This window comes from Streptomyces netropsis, assembly GCF_014203545.1.
Lineage (GTDB): Bacteria > Actinomycetota > Actinomycetes > Streptomycetales > Streptomycetaceae > Streptomyces > Streptomyces netropsis.
This window is the reverse complement of the sequence record NZ_JACHJG010000004.1, coordinates 101,957-113,329: the sequence shown is the minus strand read 5'-3', so window position 1 is coordinate 113,329 and position 11,373 is coordinate 101,957. Positions and strand designations below refer to the sequence as shown.

The following is an 11,373-nucleotide window of genomic DNA, read 5'->3' as shown; positions in this document are numbered from 1 at the left end:
AACACGCACACACACCGCGATGGTGGCAAGAACAGAGAGGGCTTGTCGTGAAGACGTATGTATTCCCCGGTCAGGGGTCACAGAAGAAGACGATGGGAGGCAGCCTGTTCGACGAGTTCGAGTCGCTCACCCGGGCGGCCGACTCGATCCTGGGCTACTCCGTCAAGGAACTGTGCCTCGAGGACCCGGACAACCGGCTGAACCGGACCGAGTTCACCCAGCCCGCCCTCTATGTCGTCAACGCGCTGTCCTACTACAAGAAGTTGCAGGAATCGGAGCGGGCGCCGGACTTCCTCGCCGGGCACAGCCTCGGCGAGTTCAACGCCCTGCTGGCGGCCGAGTGCTTCAGCTTCGAGACCGGGCTGCGGCTGGTGCGCAAGCGCGGCGAGCTGATGGCCCAGGCGCCCGAGGGCGCGATGGCGGCCGTGCTCAACGCGTCGGCGCAGGAGATCCGGACCATCCTCGACGACAACGGCCTCACGTCGATCGACCTGGCGAACTTCAACTCCGCGTCACAGATCGTGATATCGGGACCGCCCGACGACATCAAGGCGGCCCGGCCGCTCTTCCAGACCGGCAAGCACCTGTTCGCCCCGCTGAACACGAGCGGAGCCTTCCATTCCCGTTATATGGAGCCGGCGCGCCAGGAGTTCACACGGTTCCTGGAGACCGTGACGTTCTCCCCGCAGAAGGTCCCGGTCATCTCGAACGTGACCGCCCGCCCCTACGAGGACCACCGGGTCAAGGAGCTCCTGGCCGAACAACTGACCAGCGCGGTGCGCTGGTCGGAAAGTGTGGAGCACCTGCTCGGCCTCGGCGAGATGGAGTTCGAGGAGTTGGGGCACGGCAACGTCCTGACCAAGCTGGTCAACAAGATCCGCCGGGAGTCGCCGCAACCGCCGCGGCAGCAGCCCGTCGTGGCGCAGCCGCGGCTGTCCGCGCAGGAGTTGGTGCGGCAGTGGAACGAGCGTCATCCGGTCGGTACCCGGGTCCGGTCGAAGATCGGCGAGTACCAGGACCTGGAGACCGCCACACCGGCTACGGTGCTGTTCGGACACCGTGCGGCGGTGTACATGATCGGCTATCGCGGCTACTTTGACCTTACTGAGATCGAGTCCGTCAACTAGGGTGGCGTGCCGAAAGGGTTGCCGGGCGGCTTCTGTGCCGACGGCAGCAGGGGGAGGAATCTCATGATGCCCGTGGGCATTGAGGCGATGAACGTCTTCGCAGGTACGAGCTACGTGGACGTCAGTAAGCTGGCGGTCCACCGCGGACTCGAAACCGCCCGGTTCGAGAACCTCCTGATGAAGGAGAAGACGGTCGCGCTGCCGGATGAGGATCCGGTGACCTTCGGGGTCAACGCCGCGAAGCCGATCATCGACGCGCTCAGCGAGGAGGAGCGCGACCGCATCGAGATGGTGATCACTGCCACGGAGTCGGCCTTCGACTTCGGCAAGTCGATGAGCACGTACTTCCACAGCCTGCTCGGGCTGGGGCGCAACTGCCGCCTCTTCGAGATCAAGGTCGCGTGCTATTCGGGCGTGGCCGCCCTGCAGACAGCGGCGAACTTCGTGCTGTCGCAGACATCACCGGGCGCCAAGGCGCTGGTGATCGCCACGGACCTCACACGGTTCATGGTGGCCGAAGGCGGCGACGCCCTGTCCGAGGACTGGTCCTTCGCCGAGCCCAGCGGCGGGGCGGGCGCGGTCGCCATGCTCGTCAGTGACAACCCGAAGGTCTTCCAGATCGACGTCGGCGCGAGCGGCTACTACGGCCATGAGGTGATGGACACGTGCAGGCCGCTGCCCGACAGTGAGGCGGGCAACGCCGAGCTGTCGCTGCTGTCCTACCTCGACTGCTGCGAGAACGCCTTCCTGGAGTACCAACGGCGCGTAGGCGACGTGGACTTCGTCGACACCTTCGGCTACCTGGCGTTCCACACGCCCTTCGGCGGCATGGTCAAGGGCGCGCACCGCAACTTGATGCGCAAGATGGCGAAGGCACGCCCGGCGGCCATCGAGGAGGACTTCCAGCGTCGCATGGGGCCCGGTCTGACGTACTGCCGGCGGGTCGGCAACGTCATGGGGGCCACCACCATGCTGTCGCTGGCCAGCACCATCGACAACGCGGATCTGTCCGGCGGTGCCCAGCGCGTGGGGTGTTTCTCCTACGGTTCCGGGTGCTGCTCGGAGTTCTTCAGCGGGGTCGTGCAGCCGGAGAGCCAGACGCACCTGCGCCGGATGGGCATAGCGGCGTCGCTGGACGACCGGTACGAGCTGGACATGGCGCAGTACGACCTGCTGCTCAAGTCCAACGACGCGGTCAGGTTCGGCACGCGCAACCTCGAACTCGCCGGCACCACCGTCCCCGAGGCCAGGGCCTCGCTCGGCCGTGAGCGGCTGTTCCTGAAGCGCATAGACGAGTTCCACCGGGAGTACGAGTGGATCTCCTGACCGGCGTCGCATTCGAGACCGTCGAGGTCCGTTTCGACAACGAGATCTGTTTCCTGCGGATCCACCGGCCCGACGCCGAGAACCGGATCAGCAGCCGTCTGGTCGAGGAGTGCGCGAGGGTCGTCGAGTTCTGCGAGGAGCACGCGAAGGTGCTCGTGCTCGAAGGCCTGCCCGAGGTCTTCTGCACGGGTGCCGACTTCCAGGAGATCAGCTCCGCGACGGAAGGCGACGGCTATCAGCGGTCGCACGCCGAGGCGCTGTACGACCTCTGGCTGTCGATCGCCCTGGGCTCGTTCGTCTCCGTCGCGCACGTGCGCGGCAGGGTCAACGCCGGGGGAGTGGGCTTCGTGGCCGCGTGCGACGTCGTCCTGTGCGAGGAGAAGACGGTCTTCAGCCTGTCGGAGCTGCTGTTCGGCCTGATGCCCGCGTGCGTGATGCCCTTCCTCATCAGGAAGGTCGGCGTCGCGAAGGCCAACTACCTGACCCTGATGACCCAACCGGTCACCGCCCGGCAGGCACTGGACTGGCACCTGGTGGACGCCTGCGAGGACAACAGCGCCAACCTGCTCCGCAAACACCTCCTGCGGCTGCGCTACCTGCCGAAGACCGGCATCGCGCGCTACAAGAAGTACCTCGGAGCGCTCGACGACACACTGGTCGCGTCCCGCGAGAAGGCGATCGAGGCGAACCGGGAGGTGTTCTCCGACCAGGAGAACCTGGCCAAGATCTCGCGTTACGTGCGGACGGGGCAGTTCCCCTGGGAGGAGGAGTAGCGCATGCAGGACGATCCGGTGGGCTACAGCAACATCCGGGACTGCGTGGTCCAGATCACCATGCAGGACAGGGAACACAAGAACACGTTCTCCGGCCGGCTCATCACCGGCCTGAGCGAGGCGTTCGAGCGGGTGCGGGCCGACGAGCGGTGCAAGGCCGTCGTCCTCACCGGCTACGACAGCTACTTCGCCAGCGGCGGCACCAAGGAGAGCCTGCTCCAGATCCAGGACCGCAAGATCAGCTTCACCGACTCCAACATCTACGGGCTGGCCCTGGACTGCCCCGTCCCGGTCATCTCCGCGATGCAGGGACACGGCATCGGCGGCGGGTTCGCCATGGGGCTGTTCTCCGACTTCGTCGTCCTCAGCCAGGAGAGCGTCTACACGACGAACTTCATGCAGTACGGGTTCACCCCCGGCATGGGGGCGACGCTGGTCCTGCCCAAGAAGCTCGGCTTCAGCCTGGGGCAGGAGATGCTGATGTCGGCGAAGACCTACTACGGGCGCGACCTGAAGGACCGGGGGGTCCCGTTCCCCGTCCTGCGGCGCGCCGAGGTCCTGCCCTACGCGGTGGAGCTGGCGGAGAACCTCGCCGAGAAGCCCCGGATCTCCCTCATCACCCTCAAGGACCACCTCGTGTCGGACCTACGGGCCGAACTCCCCTCGTACATCGAGCGCGAGGTGGCGATGCACGACAAGACCTTCCATCAGCCCGAGGTCCGAGACCTCATCCAATCCCGGTACGCAGGCGGTTGACGAAATGCCCATTCAAGAAGTGTTCGACCTGGTCGTGAAGCACACGTGCGAGGTCATGCCCGAACTCGACGGCCACACCTTCGTGGCCACCGACTCGCTGCGGGACCTGGGGGCCAACTCCATGGACCGGGCGGAGATCATCATGATGACGCTGGAGTCGTTGTCGGTGACGATCCCGCTGGTCGAGCTGGCCGGCGCGAACAACATAGGCGAACTGGCGAAGCTCATCCATGACAAGTCGACTTCCTGACCAGCCCGATGTCGTGATCACCGGCCTCGGGGTCACCACCGCGGTGGGCCAGGGCAAGGACGCCTTCACCGCCGCGCTCTTCGAAGGCCGCCACGCCTTCGCCCCGTTGCGCAGGCCCGGCCGGTCGATGCCGGCCGACGGGTCCGCGACGGCTTTCCTGGGGGCCGAGATCGCGGAGTTGGCCGTACCCGAGGCGTTCCCCGCCCGGGTGCTGCGCACGGCGTCCTTGTCGGCCCGCACCGCCCTGGTGACCATCGCCGAGGCGTGGCACGAGGCGGGGCTGGACGACGTCGACCCGACCCGCATCGGCCTGGTCGTCGGCGGGTCCAACGTCCAGCAGCGGGAGTTGACGCAAGCGCACGCCCGGCACGCCGACCACCCCGAGTTCGTGCGCCCCACGTACGGACTGACCTTCATGGACACCGACCTGTGCGGGCTGTGCACCGAGCTGTTCCCCATCCGCGGCTTCGCCCACACGCTGGGCGGTGCCTCGGCCAGCGGCCTGCTCGCCGTCCAGCAGGCCGTGTGGGCCGTGCGGTCGGGCCAGGTCGACGTGTGCATCGCCCTGGGGGCGCTGATGGACCTCTCGTACTGGGAGTTCCTGGCGTTCCGGGCCATGGGTGCCATGGGGTCGCACCGCTTCGCCGACGACCCGGGCTCGGCGTGCAGGCCGTTCGACCGGCAGCGGGACGGGTTCCTCTTCGGTGAGGCCTGCGGCGCGGTCGTCGTGGAGCGGGAGGGCGTCCGTCGGCACCCCGAGCCGTACGCCCGGGTGCTCGGTATGGCCACCGCGGTGGACGGCAACCGGAACCCCGATCCCTCGCTGGCGGGGGAGATCAGCGTCATCGAGGGAGCGCTGGCGGAGGCGGGGCTGTCGGCGAGCGACATCGAGTACGTCAACCCGCACGGGACCGGCTCGCTGATCGGTGACGACACCGAACTCCGCGCCCTCGCCGAGTGCGGTCTGCGCGACGCGCGGATCAACGCCACCAAGTCGATCACCGGGCACGGTCTGAGCGCGGCGGGCGCGGTAGAGGTCGTGGCGACGCTGCTGCAGATGCGGGAGCAACGGCTGCACCCCACCCGCAACCTGGTGGACCCGGTGGACGACTCGTTCGGGTGGGTGCGGCAGGAGTCGGTGCCGTTCGCGTTCGACACCGCCGTCAGCCTCAGCATGGGGTTCGGCGGCCTGAGTTCGGCGATCTGCCTGCGGAAGTGGCAATGACCAAACCTGTTGTCTTCATGTACTCGGGCCAGGGGTCCCAGTACTTCCACATGACGCGTGAGCTGTACGAGCACAACGCGCGCTACCGACTCTGGCTGGAGCACTGCGACGAGATCGCCTCGCCCGTCATCGGGAAGTCCCTGCTGGACACGATCTTCGATCCCCGGCGGGACAAGAGCGCCCCGTTCGACTCCCTGCCGGATTCCAGCGCGGCGCTGGTGTGCGTCGAATACAGCCTGACGCGAGTCGTCCAGGAACTCGGCCACCAGTGCGACTTCCTCCTCGGCTACAGCCTGGGGGAGATCACCGCGGCCGTGGTCGCGGAGGCACTGCCCCTGGAGGACGGCATCTCCTTCGCGGTGGAGTTCGCGCGTCTGCTCGAGCAACGGACCCCGCGCGCCGGCATGCTGGCGGTCGTCGGCTCCTCGGAACTCCTGCGGACGCACGAGTCCCTGTTCGCGGGCTGCTGGGTGACGGGGCGCAACTTCGAAGGCAACTTCGTCGTGAGCGGGCGCGTCGCCGACATCGACGCACTCGAGCGCGCACTGGAGTCGAAGGGCGTCCTCTGCCAGCGGCTGCCCGTCGACTACGGCGTGCACACCGAGCTGATCGATCCCGTCGAGGAGCAGGCCCGACGCCTCATGGACTCCCTGAGCCTCGCACCGCCGCAGATCCCGATCCTCTCGTCCGCCACGGCGGACAGGGTCGACGCGGTGTCCGCCGACGGCATCTGGGCGGCCGTGCGACAGCCCGTGGAGTTCTCCCGCACCATCGAGAAGGTGACCGCCGCAGGTGGCGCGACGTTCGTCGACCTCGGCCCCAGCGCCACGCTTGCCACCTTCGTGAAGTACATCGCCGGACCGGGCGACGGCTCCTCCTCCCAGGTGAGCGCCGTCAACCGGTTCGGCAACGACGTGAAGTCGATGAACGACTTCCAAGAGTTCATGGCGGCGCTATGACGCCCCACACCACCGATTCGGCATGGTTTTCCGATGTCGACAGAGGATGATCGAGGAGTTGTGCCGATGAGTGAGGGAAGCCCGATGCCGAGTGAGGCCGAGCAAGAGGCGTTCGAGCAGAACCCACACCTGCTGTACAGCGCCCTGCGGGCGGAGGCCCCGGTCAGCAAGGTGACCGCGCCGGGGGGCCTGGGCGTGTGGATGGTGACCCGCTACGAGGACGCCCGTCCCGCCTTGAGCAGCGCCAAGCTGTCCAAGAACGTCGAGATCGGGCAGAAGGTGATCGAGCAGAACACCGACAACGAGGAAATGCGGCTGATGTTCGCCACCGAGCTGTCGGCGCACATGCTCAACTCCGACCCGCCGGTCCACACCCGCCTGCGCAAGCTGGTCAACAAGGTGTTCACCCCCCGGGCCGTGGAACGGCTCCGTCCGAGGATCGAGGAGGTCACGACGGAGCTGCTCGACGCGATGGAGCGGGCCGGCCGGGTGGACCTGATGAGCGCCTTCGCCGCCCCGCTGCCGATCGCGGTGATCTGCGAGCTCCTCGGTGTCCCGCTGATCGACCAGGACCGGTTCCGCGGCTGGGTCGACGCGCAGCTGTCCGGCGACCCGGAGCGGCTCGCCGAAGCCGCACCCGCCCTGCTGGGGTACCTCGACGAGCTGGTCGCGAGCAAGCGCGCCAACCCCTCCGAGGACCTGCTCACCGACCTGGTGCACGCCAGCGACGGGGACGACAAGCTCAGCGCCCAGGAACTGGTCTCGATGGCGTTCCTGCTGCTGGTCGCGGGCCACGAGACGACGGTGAACCTCATCGGCAACGGCGTGCTCGCTCTGCTGCGCCACCCGGACCAGCTCGCCGCGCTGCGCGCCGACCGCTCGCTGCTGCCCGGCGCCATCGAGGAGTTCCTGCGCTACGAGGGCCCGGTCAACACCGCGTCGCTGCGGTTCACCACCGAACCGGTCGAGCTGGGCGGGGTCGTCATACCGGCGAACCAGCTCGTGGTGGTCGCCGTCGCCTCGGCCAACCGCGACGAGTCCCAGTTCCCCGACGGCGACAAGCTGGACATCACCAGGGAGACCGGCGGTCACCTGGCGTTCGGGCACGGCATCCACTACTGCGTCGGCGCCCCGCTGGCCCGGTTGGAGGCCGAGATCGCGTTCGGCCGCCTGCTCGACCGGTTCCCCGACATCCGGCTGGACGTCGACGATGCGGACGTGCGCTGGAAGCCCGGAACGGTGCTGCGGGCGCTGAAGACCCTGCCGGTGCGCGTCAGCGCGGAGTAGCCCGACACGGTGCCGCCGGGTCCGCGCTCCAGCGCGGACCCGGCGGCACCGGATCGATCAGCCGGCGCGGTGCTTGGCCACGACCTCTTCCAGCTGCGGAACCAGCTCGTTGAGCGAGGGGGCGGCCAGGATCTCGTCGCGCAGGGCGGTCGCGCGCTCGGCGAACCGGGGTTCGGTCAGCAGGCGGTTGACGCTCTCCTTGATGTTCTGCCCGGTGGCCTGCGTGGTGTGGATCTCCAGCCCGGCACCCTGCTCGGCCAGCTTGCGGGCCAGGATCGGCTGGTCGAAGTGGAAGTGCAGGGACAGCTGCGGCACCGGGTGGCGCGCGGTGGTCGCGAGGGTCGCGGCACCCGCGTGGTGGATGACCGCGTCGCACGTGGGAACGATGGCGTGCCACGGCACGAAGGGGACGAGGCGGACGTTGTCCGGGACCTTCCCCAGCTTCTGCTGCTCGCTCTCGGCGATGGTCGCGACCAGTTCGATGTCCAACTCCGACACCGATTCGAGGATCTCGGTGACCGGGATGTTGTAGCCGTTGAAGACCTCTGTGGCGGTCAGCCCCAGGGTCATCCCGACCCGCGGACGCTCCGGAGCCGTCTTCAGCCAGTCGGGTACGACGGCCGGGCCGCCGTACCCGATGAACTGCGTCTGCAGGACATCCAGGCTGGTGTCGAGTTGCAGGCTGCGCGGGAACTGATCGATCGTCACATGGCCGGTCGTCATGTCCTCGCTGAAGTCCCCGCCGAACGCGCGCGCGTGACCGCCCAGCCAGTCGGCCAGCGGGTCCATCTGCTCCGACACGGGCTGCTGCGCCTTCAACCGCAGGTAGATGTCGCGGGTCGCGCCGAACACGTCGGCGCCGAAGACCACTCGCGCGTGCGCCGCACCGCACGCCTTCGCCGTGATCGAGCCGATGTAGCTGAAGGAGTCCCACACCACCAGGTCCGGCTTCCAGTGGCGGGCGAACGCCACCAGGTCGTCGATCACCGCGGCGGCCTCCCCGCCGTGCGCGCCTTCCACCGCGGCCTTGTGGCTCTGCGAGATGTACTCCCAGGTCGTGCCCTCCGGGTCCTCGGCCACGTCCCACGGCGGGGTCAGCCCGGACCGGATCGACTCCATGATTTCCGGGTACTCGCGGCCGAACTGCCACTTGTCGAAGTCGTTTCCGACGGGCACGGCGGTGAGCCCCGCCTGGGTGATCGTGGGGGCGAAGCGCGGTTGGCTGGCGACGAGCACCTCGTGGCCGGCCGTGCGCAGCGCCCACGCCATCGGCACGAGGTACATGAATATGTTTTTTTCGGGGTTGACGGTGAACAGCACGCGCATGAGAGGACTTCCTCGGGTCGGTTCGGCGGAAGCGATGGTTACGCGGCCTGGTGGGACCCGTGTCCGGCGCTCAGGCTCCGGTACCCCGGTGGTGCGACGAGACCGTCCCCCCAGACTCGTGAGCCACACACTACGTGTGATGCCTCCGATCATGGCAAGATCGCGACGGTTCCCGTTCCCCCGGCTAGGGTGTGTTCCGGATCATGAACCACTGCCCAACGGGTAGGCCTGCTGGTAGCGTTCGACTGGTTTCGACAGGTAGAGCCGTGTCTGCTGAGGAGTTCAGATGAGCACTGGTATATCGCTTCCCAAGCCCGAGGAAGTCGGTGCGTTCTACGATGCGGCCAACGGTCTGATCGCTCAATTCCAGGGCGGCAGCATGCATTACGGCTACTGGAACGGCCCCGAGGACGACAGCACGTTCGAGCAGGCATCGGACCGGCTGTCCGACATCCTGATCGACAAGCTGGCGCCGGGCCCCGGTGACCGGGTGCTCGATGTCGGGTGCGGTGTCGGCACGCCGGGCGTGCGACTGGCCACCAGGACCGGTGCGGAACTGGTCGGGATCTCGATCAGCGCGCGGGATGTGGAACTGGCCAACGCCCGTGCGGAGCGCGAGGGATGCGCCGACCGGGCGCGCTTCGAGCACGCCAACGCGTTGGAGATGCCCTTCGAGGACAACTCCTTCGACCACGTCCTCGCGCTCGAGTCCATCGTGCACATGCCGGACCGCGTCCAGGCGCTCAAGCAGATCGCGCGAGTGCTGCGGCCGGGGGGTTCGTTGGCGCTCACCGACTTCGTCGAGCGGCCCCCCGCCTCCGCCGACCTGCCCAAGCCCTCGCTGCTGAAGAGGATCCAGAACAGCGTGGTCGACAAGGTGCAGCAGGCGGCGCTTGCCAAGCTCATCGAGTCGTGGCACACGGCCCCGCTGGTCCGGGCGGCCGACTACGCGTCGTTCGCCTCCGCCGCCGGCCTGGACGTCGTCGAGGTCACCGACATCAGCCAGCACACCAAGTACACCGCGCACCGGTTCTACGGGGCGGTCTACGAGTACGCCAAGCACAACGAAGTTCCGCCGGAGATCAAGAGGATCCTGCAGGCGGGCCCCGGGGAGAAGCGGTTGCACTGGCTGATCGAGGACGACCCGGCGGTCGGTGTGATCGTCGCTGTGCTGCGCCGCCCCTCCCAGGGCTGACGCCGGGCTACCGGCCGTCGGGTCGGTGCGCCGGGCGGGCAGGCTCCCGCGACGTGCTCAGTTGGTACTTCCAGGTGTCGGCGAGCCCTTCGGCGAGGCCGATCTCCGGCCGCCAGCCGAGCACGTCCGCCGCGCGCCGGATGTCCAACCACACGTCCCTGCGGTCGAACGGGCGAGCCGGTTCGCGTTCCACCGGAACCGGCCGCCCGACCGTGGCCTCCAGATGCCGGTGCAGGTCGTCCAGCGAAGTCGGGGACCCGGCGCCGATGTTCAACACGGTCGGCCGGTCCGCCGCACGCAGGGCGGGAGCCCTCCCCAGCACCGCGAGCATCGCGTTCGCCACATCGTCGACGTGGACGTAATCCCTGCTCGACCCGCCGTGGCCGAGTATGCGGAGCTGCTCGCCCGCCAGCAGTGCCTGCATCCAGTGCCCGATCACCCCGTAGCCCGCGGCGGTGCGCTGTCCCGGGCCGTACACGTTGGACAGCCGCAGCACCACAGGAGCGAGCCAGTCGGACGCGCCTGCCAGCGCTTCCTCCTGCTCGAGTTTGGCCTTGCCGTAGACGTTGCTCGGACGGGCGGGTGACTGCTCGTCATACGGCGGCTCGCACCGCGGGTCGTACACGGTGCCACCCGACGCCGCGAGCGTCACGACCGGTCGTCGCGGGTTCTCCCGCAGTGCGTCGAGGAACGCCCGGAAGTCGGTGATCTCCTGGGCGGCGCGCTCCGGTTCCCGTTCGGCGATCGCCGGACTGATCCGGCTCGCCAGGTAGAAGACCACATCACAGTGGCGGAGCGCGGGGTCCTGCCACGTGCCGTGCACGGCCGGTTCCGCGCTGGTGAACCCGCGTGCCTCGACTCCGGCCCCGGACAGGGCGCGCATGACGCTTCTGCCGAGGAATCCGTTGGCGCCGACGACGGCCACGACGGGCTCGGGTCGACGAGGACCGCCATTTGGGACGAGTGCTGCGGGCATCCCTTTTTCCCCCATGTGAAAAGAACCGGCGACCTGTCGCCGGTCAGGAACCTGGAACCAGGCCGCCCGCGCGCTCGGACTCCTCCGGATCGGGAGACCGAACGGATGGCGCTGGAATGGACAACTCCGGTCACGGGCGATGCTGTTCGGGATGAGCGGTCGCGCGTCGTACG

The 11,373-nt window shown here is 68.1% G+C and carries 11 protein-coding genes; 9 read left to right on the top strand and 2 right to left on the bottom strand.

What is annotated here, in order from left to right; all coding sequences use genetic code 11:
• Window positions 1–47: 47 nt before the first annotated feature.
• The 8 genes from fabD to FHS38_RS11885 all read left to right on the top strand — a co-directional run bounded on the left by fabD (window position 48) and on the right by FHS38_RS11885 (window position 7,703).
• Window positions 48–1,127: an ACP S-malonyltransferase gene (gene fabD / locus FHS38_RS11920; protein ID WP_184733798.1), complete on the top strand. Its 1,080-nt coding sequence runs from the start codon at window positions 48–50 to the stop codon at window positions 1,125–1,127.
• 66 nt (window positions 1,128–1,193) lie between these two features.
• On the top strand, window positions 1,194–2,453 hold the full coding sequence (locus tag FHS38_RS11915; RefSeq protein WP_308433519.1) for a hydroxymethylglutaryl-CoA synthase family protein: 1,260 nt from the start codon (window positions 1,194–1,196) through the stop codon (window positions 2,451–2,453).
• Complete coding sequence (locus FHS38_RS11910) at window positions 2,441–3,226, top strand: enoyl-CoA hydratase/isomerase (protein ID WP_184733510.1); 786 nt, start codon at window positions 2,441–2,443, stop codon at window positions 3,224–3,226. Before FHS38_RS11915 ends, FHS38_RS11910 begins: the two co-directional genes overlap by 13 nt.
• 3 nt (window positions 3,227–3,229) lie before the next feature.
• Window positions 3,230–3,982 carry a polyketide synthase gene (locus FHS38_RS11905; RefSeq protein ID WP_184733509.1) on the top strand — a complete coding sequence of 251 codons (753 nt, stop codon included), beginning with the start codon at window positions 3,230–3,232 and terminating at the stop codon, window positions 3,980–3,982.
• Between the two features lie 4 nt (window positions 3,983–3,986).
• Window positions 3,987–4,232: an acyl carrier protein gene (locus FHS38_RS11900; RefSeq protein ID WP_184733508.1), complete on the top strand. Its 246-nt coding sequence runs from the start codon at window positions 3,987–3,989 to the stop codon at window positions 4,230–4,232.
• Window positions 4,213–5,457: a beta-ketoacyl synthase N-terminal-like domain-containing protein gene (locus FHS38_RS11895; protein WP_184733507.1), complete on the top strand. Its 1,245-nt coding sequence runs from the start codon at window positions 4,213–4,215 to the stop codon at window positions 5,455–5,457. Before FHS38_RS11900 ends, FHS38_RS11895 begins: the two co-directional genes overlap by 20 nt.
• The gene (locus tag FHS38_RS11890; protein ID WP_184733506.1) at window positions 5,454–6,416 is read left to right on the top strand and encodes an acyltransferase domain-containing protein; all 963 of its coding nucleotides are present in this window, start codon (window positions 5,454–5,456) and stop codon (window positions 6,414–6,416) included. Before FHS38_RS11895 ends, FHS38_RS11890 begins: the two co-directional genes overlap by 4 nt.
• 66 nt (window positions 6,417–6,482) lie before the next feature.
• On the top strand, window positions 6,483–7,703 hold the full coding sequence (locus FHS38_RS11885) for a cytochrome P450 family protein (RefSeq protein ID WP_221494894.1): 1,221 nt from the start codon (window positions 6,483–6,485) through the stop codon (window positions 7,701–7,703).
• Between the two features lie 57 nt (window positions 7,704–7,760).
• Here FHS38_RS11885 and FHS38_RS11880 read toward each other — a convergent pair whose 3' ends face one another.
• Complete coding sequence (locus tag FHS38_RS11880; protein ID WP_184733505.1) at window positions 7,761–9,029, bottom strand: activator-dependent family glycosyltransferase; 1,269 nt, start codon at window positions 9,027–9,029, stop codon at window positions 7,761–7,763.
• A 286-nt stretch (window positions 9,030–9,315) separates the two neighbouring features.
• On the opposite strand from FHS38_RS11880, the gene FHS38_RS11875 reads away from it, so the two are divergent.
• Complete coding sequence (locus tag FHS38_RS11875; protein ID WP_184733504.1) at window positions 9,316–10,224, top strand: SAM-dependent methyltransferase; 909 nt, start codon at window positions 9,316–9,318, stop codon at window positions 10,222–10,224.
• Between the two features lie 7 nt (window positions 10,225–10,231).
• On the opposite strand, the gene FHS38_RS11870 is transcribed toward FHS38_RS11875, so the two are convergent.
• Window positions 10,232–11,200 carry an NAD-dependent epimerase/dehydratase family protein gene (locus tag FHS38_RS11870; RefSeq protein ID WP_184733503.1) on the bottom strand — a complete coding sequence of 323 codons (969 nt, stop codon included), beginning with the start codon at window positions 11,198–11,200 and terminating at the stop codon, window positions 10,232–10,234.
• Window positions 11,201–11,373 lie beyond the last annotated feature (173 nt).

Coding starts and splice junctions, on each gene's coding strand:
- FHS38_RS11890 (WP_184733506.1), top strand. CDS start 5,454: ATGACCAAACCTGTTGTCTTCATGTACTCGGGCCAGGGGTCCCAGTAC.
- FHS38_RS11875 (WP_184733504.1), top strand. CDS start 9,316: ATGAGCACTGGTATATCGCTTCCCAAGCCCGAGGAAGTCGGTGCGTTC.
- FHS38_RS11880 (WP_184733505.1), bottom strand. CDS start 9,029: ATGCGCGTGCTGTTCACCGTCAACCCCGAAAAAAACATATTCATGTAC.
- FHS38_RS11885 (WP_221494894.1), top strand. CDS start 6,483: ATGAGTGAGGGAAGCCCGATGCCGAGTGAGGCCGAGCAAGAGGCGTTC.
- FHS38_RS11915 (WP_308433519.1), top strand. CDS start 1,194: ATGCCCGTGGGCATTGAGGCGATGAACGTCTTCGCAGGTACGAGCTAC.
- FHS38_RS11900 (WP_184733508.1), top strand. CDS start 3,987: ATGCCCATTCAAGAAGTGTTCGACCTGGTCGTGAAGCACACGTGCGAG.
- FHS38_RS11905 (WP_184733509.1), top strand. CDS start 3,230: ATGCAGGACGATCCGGTGGGCTACAGCAACATCCGGGACTGCGTGGTC.
- FHS38_RS11895 (WP_184733507.1), top strand. CDS start 4,213: ATGACAAGTCGACTTCCTGACCAGCCCGATGTCGTGATCACCGGCCTC.
- FHS38_RS11870 (WP_184733503.1), bottom strand. CDS start 11,200: ATGCCCGCAGCACTCGTCCCAAATGGCGGTCCTCGTCGACCCGAGCCC.